This window comes from Micromonospora sp. CNZ297, assembly GCF_007827625.1.
In genome coordinates, this window is sequence record NZ_VISU01000003.1 from 148,804 (window position 1) to 162,482 (window position 13,679).

The 13,679-nt window shown below is 74.0% G+C and carries 16 protein-coding genes; 8 read left to right on the forward strand and 8 right to left on the reverse strand.

Annotated elements, in window-relative coordinates; translation table 11 throughout:
* Nucleotides 1-178 precede the first annotated feature (178 nt).
* The 4 genes from FB454_RS06940 to FB454_RS35305 all read left to right on the forward strand — a co-directional run bounded on the left by FB454_RS06940 (nucleotide 179) and on the right by FB454_RS35305 (nucleotide 2,830).
* Nucleotides 179-520, forward strand: coding sequence for a PadR family transcriptional regulator (locus tag FB454_RS06940; RefSeq protein WP_013285447.1), 342 nt, complete (start codon nucleotides 179-181; stop codon nucleotides 518-520).
* A complete protein-coding gene (locus FB454_RS06945; protein WP_047893757.1) occupies nucleotides 517-1,461 on the forward strand; it encodes a permease prefix domain 1-containing protein in 945 nt (314 codons plus the stop codon). The genes FB454_RS06940 and FB454_RS06945 overlap by 4 nt, the downstream gene beginning before the upstream one ends.
* 190 nt (nucleotides 1,462-1,651) lie before the next feature.
* Complete coding sequence (locus tag FB454_RS06950) at nucleotides 1,652-2,191, forward strand: RNA polymerase sigma factor (protein ID WP_047893756.1); 540 nt, start codon at nucleotides 1,652-1,654, stop codon at nucleotides 2,189-2,191.
* A gap of 330 nt (nucleotides 2,192-2,521) precedes the next feature.
* Entirely contained in the window at nucleotides 2,522-2,830 is a 309-nt protein-coding gene (locus tag FB454_RS35305) for a hypothetical protein (protein WP_486485398.1), read from the forward strand.
* On the opposite strand, the gene FB454_RS06960 is transcribed toward FB454_RS35305, so the two are convergent.
* Nucleotides 2,827-3,387 carry a GNAT family N-acetyltransferase gene (locus FB454_RS06960; RefSeq protein ID WP_013474856.1) on the reverse strand — a complete coding sequence of 187 codons (561 nt, stop codon included), beginning with the start codon at nucleotides 3,385-3,387 and terminating at the stop codon, nucleotides 2,827-2,829. The two genes, FB454_RS35305 and FB454_RS06960, sit on opposite strands and share 4 nt — an antisense overlap.
* A gap of 87 nt (nucleotides 3,388-3,474) precedes the next feature.
* Here FB454_RS06960 and FB454_RS06965 point away from each other — a divergent pair, with 87 nt between their 5' ends.
* The 4 genes from FB454_RS06965 to FB454_RS06980 all read left to right on the forward strand — a co-directional run bounded on the left by FB454_RS06965 (nucleotide 3,475) and on the right by FB454_RS06980 (nucleotide 7,468).
* Nucleotides 3,475-4,761: a sensor histidine kinase gene (locus tag FB454_RS06965; protein WP_123109637.1), complete on the forward strand. Its 1,287-nt coding sequence runs from the start codon at nucleotides 3,475-3,477 to the stop codon at nucleotides 4,759-4,761.
* The gene (locus tag FB454_RS06970; protein WP_145822673.1) at nucleotides 4,758-5,435 is read left to right on the forward strand and encodes a response regulator; all 678 of its coding nucleotides are present in this window, start codon (nucleotides 4,758-4,760) and stop codon (nucleotides 5,433-5,435) included. The genes FB454_RS06965 and FB454_RS06970 overlap by 4 nt, the downstream gene beginning before the upstream one ends.
* An 81-nt stretch (nucleotides 5,436-5,516) precedes the next feature.
* A complete protein-coding gene (locus tag FB454_RS06975; RefSeq protein WP_145822674.1) occupies nucleotides 5,517-6,410 on the forward strand; it encodes an ATP-binding cassette domain-containing protein in 894 nt (297 codons plus the stop codon).
* Nucleotides 6,407-7,468, forward strand: a complete 1,062-nt coding sequence (locus tag FB454_RS06980; RefSeq protein ID WP_145822675.1) for an ABC transporter permease — start codon at nucleotides 6,407-6,409, stop codon at nucleotides 7,466-7,468. Before FB454_RS06975 ends, FB454_RS06980 begins: the two co-directional genes overlap by 4 nt.
* A 67-nt stretch (nucleotides 7,469-7,535) precedes the next feature.
* On the opposite strand, the gene FB454_RS06985 is transcribed toward FB454_RS06980, so the two are convergent.
* The 7 genes from FB454_RS06985 to pgsA all read right to left on the reverse strand — a co-directional run bounded on the left by FB454_RS06985 (nucleotide 7,536) and on the right by pgsA (nucleotide 13,539).
* Nucleotides 7,536-8,285, reverse strand: coding sequence for a YebC/PmpR family DNA-binding transcriptional regulator (locus FB454_RS06985; protein WP_013285436.1), 750 nt, complete (start codon nucleotides 8,283-8,285; stop codon nucleotides 7,536-7,538).
* A 230-nt stretch (nucleotides 8,286-8,515) separates the two neighbouring features.
* Nucleotides 8,516-9,121 carry a pyridoxal 5'-phosphate synthase glutaminase subunit PdxT gene (gene pdxT, locus FB454_RS06990; protein WP_013285435.1) on the reverse strand — a complete coding sequence of 202 codons (606 nt, stop codon included), beginning with the start codon at nucleotides 9,119-9,121 and terminating at the stop codon, nucleotides 8,516-8,518.
* A gap of 73 nt (nucleotides 9,122-9,194) precedes the next feature.
* Nucleotides 9,195-10,106 carry a pyridoxal 5'-phosphate synthase lyase subunit PdxS gene (gene pdxS, locus FB454_RS06995; RefSeq protein ID WP_013285434.1) on the reverse strand — a complete coding sequence of 304 codons (912 nt, stop codon included), beginning with the start codon at nucleotides 10,104-10,106 and terminating at the stop codon, nucleotides 9,195-9,197.
* 126 nt (nucleotides 10,107-10,232) lie between these two features.
* Complete coding sequence (locus tag FB454_RS07000; RefSeq protein WP_013285433.1) at nucleotides 10,233-10,736, reverse strand: hypothetical protein; 504 nt, start codon at nucleotides 10,734-10,736, stop codon at nucleotides 10,233-10,235.
* 83 nt (nucleotides 10,737-10,819) lie between these two features.
* Nucleotides 10,820-11,980, reverse strand: coding sequence for a glycosyltransferase family 4 protein (locus FB454_RS07005; RefSeq protein WP_013285432.1), 1,161 nt, complete (start codon nucleotides 11,978-11,980; stop codon nucleotides 10,820-10,822).
* 9 nt (nucleotides 11,981-11,989) lie between these two features.
* The gene (locus tag FB454_RS07010) at nucleotides 11,990-12,922 is read right to left on the reverse strand and encodes a phosphatidylinositol mannoside acyltransferase (protein WP_145822676.1); all 933 of its coding nucleotides are present in this window, start codon (nucleotides 12,920-12,922) and stop codon (nucleotides 11,990-11,992) included.
* Nucleotides 12,919-13,539: a phosphatidylinositol phosphate synthase gene (gene pgsA / locus FB454_RS07015; RefSeq protein ID WP_013285430.1), complete on the reverse strand. Its 621-nt coding sequence runs from the start codon at nucleotides 13,537-13,539 to the stop codon at nucleotides 12,919-12,921. Before pgsA ends, FB454_RS07010 begins: the two co-directional genes overlap by 4 nt.
* Between the last annotated feature and the right edge of the window lie 140 nt (nucleotides 13,540-13,679).

The following is a 13,679-nucleotide window of genomic DNA, read 5'->3' on the forward strand; positions in this document are numbered from 1 at the left end:
CGCCCCCCGGGTTGTGGATCAAGCTGCGTCGGAGTCGACCGACCCACCCTACCGAGGTGATCGTGCGGGCTCCACCGTCCGCGCCGAGGGTGGCCCGGGTCTCTCCGGCCGACCGGTGTACGGCACGCGATGTTCTTCTCTGTTGCAATGGTGTGTGGCACACAGTATCGTGTTGCACATGGTCAGCGAAGAGGTCCTCCGGACCCACCTCCAGGAGCTACGGCGCGGCACTGTCGTGGTGGCCAGCCTGGTCGCCCTGCACCGCCCCGACTACGGATACGCCCTGCTGCAACGGCTGGCCGCGCACGGCTTCGCGGTCGACGCCAACACGCTCTACCCGCTGCTGCGCCGGCTCGAGGACCAGGGCCTGCTGACCAGCGAGTGGAACACCGAGGAGAGCCGGCCGCGCAAGTTCTACCGGACCAGCGACGACGGCGAGGCCGTCCTGAACCGCCTGCTCGACGACATGACCGCGGTGCGGACGTCCGTCACCGACCTGATCGAAGGAGCGGAACGATGAGTTCCCTGACCGACCGTTACGTCGCCGCCACCATGCGGGCCGTGCCCGCGCAGCGCCGCCTGGAACTGGCCGAGGAACTGCGCGGCTCCATCGCCGACATGATCGACGACCGGACCTCGGGCGGGCAGGACCACGCCTCGGCCGAGCGCGAGGTGCTCACCGAGCTGGGCCACCCGGAGAAGCTCGCGGCCCGCTACAGCGACCGCACCCTGCAACTGATCGGCCCGCGGTACTACCTGACGTGGTGGCGGCTGCTGCGGCTGCTGCTCACGTACATCCCGGCGATCGTGGGCGTGCTCGCCGGCCTCGCCAAGGCGCTCATCGACGGCGAGCCGGGCGCGGCGATCGGCGCGGCGATCGTGGCCGCGATGCAGACCGCGGTCCAGATCGCGTTCTGGGTCACGCTGGTGTTCGCCGTGCTGGAGCGCACCCGCACGCCGCTCGGCCTGCCCGAGTGGACCGTCGACCAGCTCCCCGAGGAGAGCCGGGAACGGCAGATCAGCCACTCCGACAGCATCGCCTCGGTGGTGTTCCTGCTCGTCACCGTCGGCTTCCTGATCGGTCAGCACTTCCAGCGCTGGACCACCGACGACGGTTCCCGGATGGCGGTGCTCGACCCGGCGCTCTGGGGCTTCTGGCTGCCGGCCCTGATCGTGGTGCTGCTGGCCACCGTCGGCCTGGAGATCGCCAAGTACCGGGCCGGGCGGTGGACCTGGCCGCTGGTCGTGGTCAACGCGGTGCTCAACGCGGCCTTCGCCGCCCCGGTGCTCTGGCTGCTCGCCACCGACCGGCTGCTCAACCCGGAACTGGTCGAGCGGTTCGCCTGGCTGCGCGACGGCGGGACCGTCGAGTTCGCCCGGGTGGCGGGCGCGGTGGTCGTGCTCGTCGCGATCTGGGACGTGGTCGACAGCGCGGTCAAGGCCGCCCGCGCCGCGCGCTGACGCCCGGCGCCGGGGCGGCGGCCTCCCGGCCAGCCGGACCGGCGCAGCCCGCCACCACGCTCCCCGTCCCGCCCCGGTGCCGTCGGCGCCGGGGCGGGACGCCGTCGGCTGCCCGACTCAGCCGGGGCGGCACGGCCTCCCGGGGCATAGCCTGGGGTCCGGACCACCGGCGAGCACTGGGACGCCCCTGATGCCCCTCCCCGACGGCACGGACGAGCTGGCCCGGTCGGCGGCACGCGGCGACCGCGAGGCCCTCGACGCCCTGCTGGCCACCGTACGGCCGGAGGTGCTGCGGCAGTGCGCCCGGCTGCTGCCCCACCGGCAGGACGCCGAGGAGGCCTGCCAGGACGCTCTGCTCGCGCTCGCCCACGGGATCACCGGGTTCGAGGGCCGCTCGTCGTTCGACACCTGGCTGTACCGGATCACCGCCAACCGGGCCCGCTCCACCTACCGGACGTTGCGGCGACGGTGGCAGCGGGAGGCCGGCGGCGTCCCGCTACCGGACCGGCCCGACCCGCGCCGGACCAGCGTGGTCGCCGGCACCCGGCTCGACCTGCTCGACGCCCTCGACGCGGTCCCGCCGGACCTCGCCGAGGCGGTGACCCTGCGCGATGTGCTTGGACTGAGCTACCGGGAGATCGCCGGCCTGCTCGACGTGCCGGAGGGGACCGTGAAGTCCCGCATCCACGAGGCCCGCCGGCAGCTCCGGGCGCGGCTGTCCGATGCGTGACCCGGCCCGCCGGCGGCGCGGCGTCGCGGTCGTCGCACTCGTCGCCCTCGCCGGGACGCCCGCCTGCGCCGACCGCCCGGTCTCGCCGCTGCCGGTACAGCCGGCGGTGACCAGCGCCGTCGCCGCCGCGCCGCCCACCGCCGCGACCTCACCCGGCCCCACCCCGGCGCCGCTGGGCACGGGCACGCCGGCCCCGGAGCCGTCGGGGGCCACGCCGACGAGCACGCGTACGCGGTCACGGCCGCCGGTCACGCCCCGGACACCCGGCCCACCCCGTCGGTACGCACCACGGCGCCGGCCGCGTGCTTCGGGCCGGTCCGCTACGACCTGGTGCTCGCCGAGACCGAGCTGGCACTGCTGAAGTCCCTCTGCTTCGCCGCCGGCGGGATCCTGCGCATCCGGGGGATCGGGCCGGGTGAGGTCACCGTGGACCGGGAGGACCTGGTCTCGCGCAGCTACGAGGCCGGTGTGGTGGACATCCGGTTCGTGCGCACCGGCACGGTGGTGGTCACCATCCCGCAGGACGGCCGCGGCCGGTGTGGCGTCGTACGTCGAGCGGTCGTTCCGGCAGGGCTGCTGCTGAGCGACGCCGGGGCCCGCCGGACGCGGGCCCCGCCGTCGCGCCGGGCCCGCGCTTAGTCCGCCGCCCGCCACTGGCGGGCCAGCAGCGCGTAGACCACCTCGTCGGTCCACTCCCCCTTGACGAACTCGTTCTCCCGCAGGTGCGCCTCCCGGCGCATGCCCAGCCGCTCCAGCACCCGGGCCGAGGCGGTGTTGCGGGCGTCCAGCCGACCCACGATCCGGTGCAGCCCCAGCCCGTCGAAGCCGATCCGCAGCAGCTCCCGGGCCGCCTCGGTGGTGTACCCCCGGCCGGTGTGCGCGGGGTGCGCCACGTACCCGATCTCGCCCTGCCGGTGCTCCCCGCTCGTCCAGCTCAGCAGCACGTCGCCGAGGAACTCGCCGGTGTCCGCCAGCGTCACCGCCAGGTTGAGCACGTCGCCGGGGGCGCGCAGCGCGGTCCGCCGGACCAGCCGGTCGATCGCGGCCCGGGCGGCGGCGTCGTCGTACGGCTGGTGGTAGAGGTAGCGGGTCACCTCCGGGCGGCCCCGGTAGTCCCGGACCACGGCGAGGTCGTCGGTGGTGAAGGCGCGCAGCAGCAGGCGCTCGGTGCGTATCGGCAGATCGGGCACGAACACCCCGGCAGGCTACGTCGCGGCTGTCGTCCGGCCCACCCGATTACGCCCCGGGCACCGCACCGGGCGCGGCGGTGGCATGGTCGTACGGTGAGCACCGCACCAACCACCGCCTGGCGCCGGCCGGCTCCCACGGCCGCGCAGTTGCGCGCCGACCTCTGGGTCGGACTCGCGGTCACCGTGCTGGCCCTGTTCGAGCTGACCCTGGCGCGCAGCACCGGGGCCTTCCTGCTCGGCCCGCCGCCGAGCCTCGCCGAGCAGGTCTGGTGGACCGTGGCGGTGACCGCCCCGCTGGCCGTACGGCGGCGGTGGCCCGCCGCCGTCGCGGTGGTCGTCTCGATCGCGTTCATCGCCGGGCAGGCGCGGGCGGTCCCGCTCGCCCAGCTCCCGTCGGGCGCGCTGTTCGCGGCCCTCTTCACGCTCGGCGCGTGGGGTGCCGACCGGCGGCTGGCCGGGCGGCTGCGGGCCGGCGTCATCGTGGCGATGTTCGGCTGGCTCGCGCTGTCCCTCGCGCTGCGGGCCGACCAGATCTCGGCGGCCTCCTTCGCCGACGCCGCCGGTCCGGTCCCGCCGGTGCTCGCCGCCGTGGTGAACGGCGTCTTCTACAACGTGCTGTTCTTCGGGTTCGCCTACTACTCCGGGCAGACCGCCTGGGTGGCCGCGCGTCGCCGGCACGAACTGCGGGAGCAGGCCGAGCAACTGCGCCGCTCACAGGTCGAGGCGCGCGAGCGCGCGGTGATGGGCGAGCGGGTCCGCATCGCCCGCGAGCTGCACGACGTGGTCGCCCACCACGTGTCGGTGATGGGCGTGCAGGCCGCCGCGTGCCGGCGCGTGTTCGACCGTGACCGCGACAAGGCGCGGACCGCCCTGGCCGCGATCGAGGAGACGGCCCGCACCTCGGTCGACGAGCTGCGCCGGATGCTCGGCGTGCTGCGCGACCCGGACGCCGCGGCCGGCGCGACCACGCCGGAGGACACCGCCGGCATCGATCAGGTCGCCGCGCTCGTCGACCGGGCCCGGGACACCGGGCTGCGGGCCGAACTCGGTGTGTACGGGGAACCGGCGCCGCTGCCCCGCTCGGTGTCGCAGGCGGCGTACCGGATCGTGCAGGAGGCGGTGACGAACGTGGTCAAGCACGCTCACGCCACCACGCTGGACGTGCGCATCCGCTATCTGGCGAGGGAACTGGAGATCGACGTGAGCGACGACGGACACGGGGGCGTACCCGAGGCCGGGGCCGGGCTGGGCCTGATCGGCATGCGGGAGCGGGTCGCCGCGCACGGCGGTGAGGTGGAGGCCGGGCCGCGTCCCGGCGGCGGGTTCCGGGTCCGGGCCCGCATGCCGCTGCCCGTCGAGGCCGCCGGGCGGGCGGCGTGAGCGCCCCGGTGCGGGTGCTGCTCGTCGACGACCAGCACCTGGTCCGGACCGGATTCCGGGTGATCCTGGAGGTCGAGGACGACATCGAGGTGGTCGGCGAGGCCGCCGACGGGCAGCGCGCCGTGTCGATGGCGACCGCGCTTCGGCCGGACGTGGTGCTGATGGATGTGGAGATGCCGGTGCTCGACGGGCTGGAGGCCACCCGCCGGATCACCGCCGACGCGACGCCGGGCGGGCCGGCGGTGCTCATCCTCACCACGTTCGACAGGGACGACTACCTCTTCGCCGCGTTGCGCGCCGGGGCGAGCGGTTTCCTGCTCAAGAACGGCACCCCGGAGGACCTGATCGAGGCGGTCCGGGTGGTGGCGCGCGGCGAGGGACTGATCGCACCGGCGCTCACCCGGCGGGTGATCTCCACATTCGCCCGGCCCGGGGCGGCGCCGCCGGACCCCCGGCACGACGCGGCCACCGCGGACCTGACCCCGCGCGAGCGGGAGGTGCTGGAACTGGTGGCGCGCGGGGCCAGCAACGCCGAGATCGCGGACGTGCTGCACGTCGGCGAGGCGACTGTGAAGACCCACGTCAGCCGCGTCCTGGCCAAACTCGGGCTGCGCGACCGGGTGCAGGCGGTGGTGTTCGCGTACGAGCACGGGGTGGTGCGGCCCGGCGGGTGACGCCCGTCCGCCGCGCGACGGACCCCGTGATCGCCCCGTGGTGGGACGACGGGAGCGGGGGCCGGCCGTAGCGTCGGGATCATGACAAGCGTGCTCCGCCTCGACGGCGTCGACCGCACCTTCGGCGGCCGTCAGGTGCTCAAGGACGTCTCCTTCGACGTGACCGCAGGGCGCATGACCGGATTCGTCGGCGCCAACGGCGCCGGCAAGACCACCACCATGCGGATCATCCTCGGCGTGCTCGCCCCGGACGCCGGGCAGGTGACGTGGCGGGGGCGGCCGCTCGCGCGCGAGGCCCGGGCCCGGTTCGGCTACATGCCGGAGGAACGCGGCCTCTACCCGAAGATGACCCCCCGCGAGCAGGTGGTTCACCTCGGCCGCCTGTACGGGCTGGACGCCGCCGGGGCGCGCCGGCGTACCGACGCGCTGCTGGAGCGGGTCGGTCTCGGCGAGCGGGCCGACGACCTGCTGGAGACGCTGTCGCTGGGTAACCAGCAGCGGGCGCAGATCGCCGCCGCGCTGGTGCACGACCCGGAGGTGCTGATCCTGGACGAGCCGTTCTCCGGGCTCGACCCGCTCGCAGTCGACATGGTGGTGGCGGTGCTGCGGGAACGCGCCGCCGCCGGAGCGCCGGTGCTGTTCTCCAGCCACCAGCTCGACGTGGTGGAACGGCTCTGCGACGACCTGGTGCTCATCGCGGGCGGGACGATCCGGGCCGCCGGCGCCCGCGAGGAGCTGCGCGCCGCGTACACGCTGCCCCGGTTCTCGCTCGTGGTGGACGGCGACGCCGGCTGGCTGCGCGACCAGCCCGGCGTGCGACTGGTCGACCTCGACGGCGCCCGCGCCGTGTTCGAGGTGGACCCGCCCGCCGACGACCAGGCGGTGCTGCGCGCGGCCCTGGCCCGCGGCCCGGTGCGCGCGTTCGGCCCGGTCACCCCGTCCCTCGCCGAGATCTTCCGAGAGGTCAACCAGTGAACACGTTCCAGGCCACCCGGCTGGTCGCGGCCCGCGAGATCAAGGTCAAGGTCCGCGACAAGACGTTCCTCTACAGCACGCTGATCTTCCTGCTGCTCGCCGTCGTCGCCACAGTGGTGCCGGCGATGATGAGCAGCGGTCCGTCCACTGTGGCGGTGACCGCCGCCGGTGCCGAACCGCTGCGCGCGGCGGGGCTGGACGTCCTCGTGGTCGCCGACGACGGCGCCGCCGAGCAGGCGGTACGCGACGGCGACGCGGACGCCGCGGTGGTGGCCGGTCCGCTCGTGGTCGCCGACGAGCGGGCCCCGGACGACGTGGTCTCCGCGATCAGCGCGGCCCCGCAGGTGAAGCTGCTGGACCCGGACGCGGTGGATCCGCTCGTCGCGTACCTGGTGCCGTTCGCCTTCGCGTTCGTCTTCTTCTTCATGTCCCAGACGTTCGGGTTGCAGATCGCGCAGAGCGTCACCGAGGAGAAGCAGACCCGGATCGTGGAGATCCTGGTGGCCGCCGTGCCGGCCCGGGCGCTGCTGGCCGGCAAGATCCTCGCCGCGGGCGCGCTGGCGCTGGGACAGATCACCCTGATCGCGGCAGTCGCGCTGATCGGCATGCGCCTGACCGACGGCGGCGACCTGCTGGGCCTGATCGCGCCCGCGATCGGCTGGTTCGTGCCGTTCTTCCTGTGCGGCTTCCTGCTGCTCGCGGCGATGTGGGCGGCCGCCGGTGCGCTGGTGAACCGGCAGGAGGACATCGCCGGGGCGTCCACGCCGGTGCAGCTCGCGGTGATGGCGCCGTTCTTCGCGGTGATCTTCCTGAACGACAACGCCGCCGCGATGCGGATCCTGTCGTACCTGCCGATCTCCTCGCCGACCGCGATGCCGGTACGGCTGTTCACCGGCGACGCGGCGCCGTGGGAGCCGATCGTGTCGCTGGCGCTGCTGCTGCTCGCGGCCGCCGGGTTCCTGCTCGCCGGGGCGCGGATCTACGAGGGTTCGCTGCTGCGCACCAACGGGCGGACCTCGGTGCGGGCGGCGTGGCGGCAGCGCGAACCGATCGGCTGACCGTGCGAGACGCCGAGCGCCGGCCACCCGGGGATCCGGGGGCCGGCGCTCGGCACGTCGGGCGGGGTCAGCCGACGGCGGCCATGACCTCGTCGGAGACGTCGAAGTTGGCGTAGACGTTCTGCACGTCGTCGCAGTCCTCCAGCACGTCGATCAGCTTGAAGATCTTGCGCGCGCCCTCCTCGTCCAGCGGCACGTTCACGCTGGGGATGAGGGAGGACTCGGCCGACTCGTACTCGATGCCGGCGTCCTGCAGCGCGGTGCGGACCGCGACCAGGTCACCCGGCTCGGAGACCACCTCGTACGCCTCGCCGAGGTCGTTGACCTCCTCCGCGCCCGCGTCGAGCACGGCCATCATCACGTCGTCCTCGCTGGTGCCGGCCTTGGGGACGATCACCACGCCCTTGCGGGAGAACATGTACGACACCGAGCCGGCGTCGGCCAGCGAGCCGCCGTTGCGGGTAAGGGCGGTGCGCACCTCGGTCGCGGCGCGGTTGCGGTTGTCGGTGAGGCACTCGATCAGCATCGCCACGCCGTTCGGCCCGTAGCCCTCGTACATGATCGTCTGCCAGTCGGCGCCGCCGGCCTCCAGGCCGGAGCCGCGCTTGACCGCGCGATCGATGTTGTCGTTCGGGACCGAGTTCTTCTTCGCCTTCTGGATGGCGTCGTAGAGAGTCGGGTTGCCGGCCGGGTCACCACCGCCGGTACGGGCCGCCACCTCGACGTTCTTGATCAGCTTGGCGAACATCTTGCCGCGCTTGGCGTCGATGACCGCCTTCTTGTGCTTGGTCGTCGCCCACTTTGAGTGGCCGGACATCTGTTACCTCCGTTGCTACCCGCCGTCTGCATCGACCGCACCGCACACGCCCCGCTCCCCCGCCGGCGCACGTCGAGGTGCCGTGATCTTCGCTGGGAGCCGCGGCGGGCTGATGGCCCTGCCGAATCTCGGCAATCCTACCGGCGAGGGCCGGGTGACTGTCACGCGCCGCACGGCACCGGCCCGCCCGAGGCCGCCCGAACCGGCACAACCAGGGACGGACCGGATGCTCAGGAGGCGGCCCGGACGAGTTCCACGAAGGACCGGTGCAGGCGCAGGTCGCCGGTCAGCTCGGGGTGGAACGACGTGGCCAGCAGGTTGCCCTGCCGTACCGCGACGATCCGGCCCGCCGCCGGCCCCTCGGTCACCCGGCCGAGCACCTCGACGTCCGGGCCGACGCGCTCCACCCAGGGCGCCCTGATGAACACCGCGTGGAACGGCCCGCCGTCGACGCCGGTGAGCGCCACCGGCGCCTCGAACGAGTCGACCTGGCGGCCGAACGCGTTGCGCCGCACCGTCATGTCGACGCCGGCGAATCCGCGCTGGTCGGGGCGGCCGTCCAGCACCTCCGCCGCCAGCATGATCATGCCGGCGCAGGAGCCGTAGACCGGCATGCCGGCGGCGATCCGCTTGTCGATCGGCTCGCGCATCTCGAAGATGTCCACCAGCTTGCTGATCGTGGTCGACTCGCCGCCGGGCACCACCAGGCCGTCGACCGCGTCCAGCTCGCCCGGCCGCCGCACCGGCCGGGCGTCCGCGCCCACCCCGGCCAGCGCGGCGACGTGCTCGCGTACGTCGCCCTGCAGGGCGAGCACGCCGATCACCGGTACGGCCACGATGCTCCCTCCGGGGTGTTAAAAGGGGGCCCCGCCTCTACCGCAGGCGTTAACAGGGGGCCCTTCCTTGCACTCACCAGCCGCGCTCGGCCAGGCGGTGCGGCTGGGGGATCTCGTCGACGTTGATGCCGACCATCGCCTCGCCCAGCCCCCGGGAGACCTTCGCGAGCACGTCCGGGTCGTCGTGGAACGTGGTCGCCTTGACGATCGCGGCGGCCCGCTGAGCCGGGTTGCCGGACTTGAAGATGCCCGAGCCGACGAAGACGCCCTCGGCGCCGAGCTGCATCATCATGGCCGCGTCCGCGGGGGTCGCGATGCCGCCCGCGGTGAACAGCACGACCGGCAGCTTGCCCTGCTCGGCGACCTCCTTGACCAGCTCGTACGGGGCCTGCAGCTCCTTGGCCGCCACGTACAGCTCGTCGGAGGGCAGCGACTGGAGCCGGCGGATCTCCTGCCGGATCTTGCGCATGTGGGTGGTGGCGTTGGAGACGTCACCGGTGCCCGCCTCGCCCTTCGAGCGGATCATCGCGGCGCCCTCGGTGATCCGGCGCAGCGCTTCGCCCAGGTTCGTCGCACCGCACACGAACGGGACGGTGAACGCCCACTTGTCGATGTGGTTGGCGTAGTCGGCCGGGGTCAGCACCTCGGACTCGTCGACGTAGTCGACGCCGAGGGCCTGGAGGACCTGCGCCTCGACGAAGTGGCCGATGCGGGCCTTGGCCATCACCGGGATCGAGACGGCCTGGATGATGCCGTCGATCATGTCCGGGTCGCTCATCCGGGACACGCCGCCCTGCGCGCGGATGTCGGCCGGCACGCGTTCCAGGGCCATCACGGCGACCGCGCCGGCGTCCTCGGCGATCTTCGCCTGCTCGGGGGTGACCACATCCATGATCACACCGCCCTTGAGCATCTCGGCCATGCCGCGCTTGACGCGGGCGGTGCCGACGGCGGTGGCGGTGGTCGGGGCTGCGGATTCAGACACGGGACATCGCTCCTCGGCGTGCTCGGGAGGTGACTGCGCAGGAATGCTACGACCGGCACGGCGCCGATCCGAGCGCCAATCGAACCCCCGGTGGCCTGCCGTGTGGCCCCCGTCACGGCCGGTGCGTCAGCCGGTGGTCACATCCGCGTGCGAGGCCAGCGTGGGGTCGTCGATGTCGAAGTAGCGCGGCCACTCCCGCCCGCGTCCCATCCGGAACAGCCGCACCACCGGACGCCCCCGCGCCGAGCGGGCGTCCCGGACCAGGTCGGTGTGCACCTGCCGGGCCAGCCCCAGCCGCCTGCTGGCCGCGATCACCGCCGCGCAGGCCGGGTCGTCCGGGTCCAGCCGCACCGCGCGCAACTGCCGGGTCAGGTCGTTCTCGGCCGCCTCGCGCTCCTCCGGGGCGGCGTCCAGCGCGATCCGGGCGGCGGCGTACAGCTCCACGCCGTACCGCTGCTCGGCCAGGACCGCGGCGGCGGCCGCGCGGCGCAGCAGGTGCGCGTCGAGCGCGCGGGCCGCCGAGTCCGCGCGGACCTGGAGCCGCTGCACCCGGCCGGAGGTCCAGATCAGGTACGCCGAGAGCAGCCCGAGCACCGCGACCGCGCCCACCACCCACCACATGCCCGGCATCGTAGTGCTGCTCCTCATCCCGGCCGGCCGGCGCGGTGCACCGGTCGACGCGCTCGTCACAGCGGCCGCAGCGGCCACAGCGGTCAGCCCAGACCCGCCCACTCCTGGTCCATGACCCGGCCGTCGGTGGCCTCGATCGCGGCTGCGTATACCTCCAGAACGCGGCGGGCAACCACGGGCCAGTCGAAATTCGCCACCACCTGGTCGCCGCAGGCGGTCAGCCCGGCCCGGCGGCCGTCGTCGTCGAGCAGCTCGGACAGCGCGGCGCCCAGCGCGGCCGCGTCGCCGGTCGGGAACAGCCGGCCGGCCCGCCCGCCGTCGAGCACCCGGCGGAACGCGTCCAGGTCGCTGGCGACCACCGTGGTGCCGGCGGCGAGCGCCTCGGTGAGGATCATCCCGAAGGACTCCCCTCCGGTGTTCGGTGCGACGTAGAGGTGCACGCTGCGCAGCATGCGTGCCTTGTCCGCCTCGGAGACCAGGCCGAGGAACGTGACCCGGTCGCGCAGCCCGGCCGGGAACCGCCCGTACAGCTCGTCGGCGTCACCCGGGCCGGCGACCAGCAGGCGCAGGCCGGGGCGGTGCGGAGCCAGCGCGACGAACGCGTCCCGCAGGATCGGGAAGCCCTTGCGCGGCTCGGTGAAGCGGCCCAGGAACCCCAGCGTGCCGCCGGTGCCCGGGGCGCACTCCCCCGGCCAGCCCGGCAGTGGCGGCACCCCGGCGAACTTCGCCACCGCCACCCCGTTGGGGATCTCCACCGCGCCGCCGTCCATGTGCTCGACCTGTACCTTGCGGGCCAGCGCACTGACCGCGATCCGGGCGGTGATCCGCTCCAGCACGATCTGGAGCACGCCCTGCGCGGCCGACATCACCCGGGAGCGGGTCATCGCGGTGTGGAAGGTGGCCACCACCGGGCCGCGGGCGCAGAGCACCGCCAGCATCGACAGGCTCGGCGTGAGCGGCTCGTGCACGTGCAGCACGTCGAACTCGCCACGGGTGATCCAGCGGCGCACCCGGGCGGTGGAGACCGGGCCGAACGCGATCCGGGCCACCGACCCGTTGTACGGCAGCGGCACCGCCCGGCCGGCCGACACCACGTACGGCGGCAGCGCCGAATCCTCGTCGGCGGGTGCCAGGACGCTCACCTCGTGACCGAGCCCGAGCAGCGCCTCGGCCAGGTCCATGACGTGGTTCTGCACGCCGCCCGGCACGTCGAACGAGTACGGGCACACGATGCCGATACGCACTGCGCCCCCCTAGACCGTCCCGGTGGTGGCCGGTGGCTGCGCCGACGTGGGCGTACCGTCCCGGCCCTGGTCCAGCCACATCCGCTGCAACATGTGCCAGTCTTGCGGATGCCGGGCGATGCCCGCCGCCAGACCGTCGGCAATCCGCTGCGTCACCGTGCGGACCCGCTCGTCGAGCGGCGCGCTGTCCGGGTCCGGCAGCGGCAGCGGGCCCTCGATCGAGGCGCACGCCGCGTCCGGTTCGTACCACATCGAGGCCACGTAGAGCGGGGCGCCGGTGCGGATGGCCAGCAGCGCCGGCCCGGCCGGCATCCGGGTCCGGCCGCCGAAGAAGTCGACCTCCACGCCCCGGGCGGACAGGTCCCGGTCGGCGAGCAGGGGCACCACGTAGCCGGCGCGCAGGCGGTCCACCAGCACGTCGAACGCGGGACGCGGGCCGCCGTGGTTGGGCAGGATCTCCATTCCCAGCCCTTCCCGGAACCCGACGAATCGCTCGTAGACGCCGTCCGGAAGCCGCTCGGCCACCGTGGTCATCGGCCAGCCGGTGGCAGCCACCCAGGCACCCGCCGCGTCCCAGTTCCCGGCGTGCGGCAGCGCCACCACGGCACCGCGCCCGGCCGCCACGTCGGCGGCGAGCAGCTCCTGCCCGTCGAGGCGGAACCCGGCGAGGATCTCGGCGCGGCTCAGGCCGGGCAGCCGGAACGCCTCCATCCAGTACCGGGCGTACGAGCGCAGCCCGGCACGCACCAGCACGTCCAGCTCCGCGTCGGGCATCTCCGGTCCGACCACCCGGCGCAGGCTGGCGCGCAGTCGACGCGTACCCCCGCCGTCCTTGCGGTGGGCGCGGTCGGCGCCCATCCGGAAGGCCGCCGCCGCGACGGGCCGGGGCAGCGCCCGGACCAGGCGCCAGCCCGCGACGAAGCCCGCCTCGGTGAGGTTCACTCGGCGCCGACCCGCTGGGCCTGGCGGTACACGTGGGCCATCCGCTGGCCCACCGTGAAGATCGAGACGGCGGCGAGCAGCCAGAGCGCGATCTCCAGCGCCGGACGGACCCCGACGCCGGTGAGCAGGCCGCCGACGCCGACGATGAGCAGCCGCTCGGTGCGCTCGGCGATGCCCACGTTGCAGGTCATCCCGAGGCCCTCGGCGCGGGCCTTGACGTAGGAGACCAGACCGCCCGCGGCCAGGCAGATCAGCGCCGCCGCCACGCCCGAGTAGTCGTGCTCGGTGGCCAGCCAGTACGCGACCGCGCCGAACACCGCGCTGTCGGCGACCCGGTCCATGCTCGAGTCGAGGAACGCCCCGAACCGGGTGGACCCGCCGCTCATCCGCGCCATCGTGCCGTCGAGCAGATCGGTGAGGGCGAAGACCGTGACGATCAGCGCGCCGGCGACCAGATGGCCGCGCGCGCCGAAGCCGAGCGCGCCCACGAGCACGCCGACGGTGCCGGTCACGGTGACCGCATTGGGGGACACGCCCGCACGCAGCAGCGCGCGGGCGACCGGCTCCACGACGCGGGTCATGCCCGCGCGGGCCGTCACTTGGAAGATCTTCGCCATGGCGGTCCCACGATAACGGCCCGCAACCGCCAGGGACACAGCCGGGCGTACGACCCGCCCGGCGGCCCTTGTGCGGGCACCCCTGCGGGTGTGAGATCGAGCCAGGAGGTGAGCCAGTTCACCGGATCACCGGTCCGCGT

Excerpts from the sequence above, each read along its gene's own strand:
- FB454_RS06940 (WP_013285447.1), top strand. The coding sequence starts at position 179 with ATGGTCAGCGAAGAGGTCCTCCGGACCCACCTCCAGGAGCTACGGCGC.
- FB454_RS06945 (WP_047893757.1), top strand. The coding sequence starts at position 517 with ATGAGTTCCCTGACCGACCGTTACGTCGCCGCCACCATGCGGGCCGTG.
- FB454_RS06950 (WP_047893756.1), top strand. The coding sequence starts at position 1,652 with ATGCCCCTCCCCGACGGCACGGACGAGCTGGCCCGGTCGGCGGCACGC.
- FB454_RS06975 (WP_145822674.1), top strand. The coding sequence starts at position 5,517 with ATGACAAGCGTGCTCCGCCTCGACGGCGTCGACCGCACCTTCGGCGGC.
- FB454_RS06985 (WP_013285436.1), bottom strand. The coding sequence starts at position 8,285 with ATGTCCGGCCACTCAAAGTGGGCGACGACCAAGCACAAGAAGGCGGTC.
- FB454_RS07000 (WP_013285433.1), bottom strand. The coding sequence starts at position 10,736 with ATGCCGGGCATGTGGTGGGTGGTGGGCGCGGTCGCGGTGCTCGGGCTG.
- pgsA (WP_013285430.1), bottom strand. The coding sequence starts at position 13,539 with ATGGCGAAGATCTTCCAAGTGACGGCCCGCGCGGGCATGACCCGCGTC.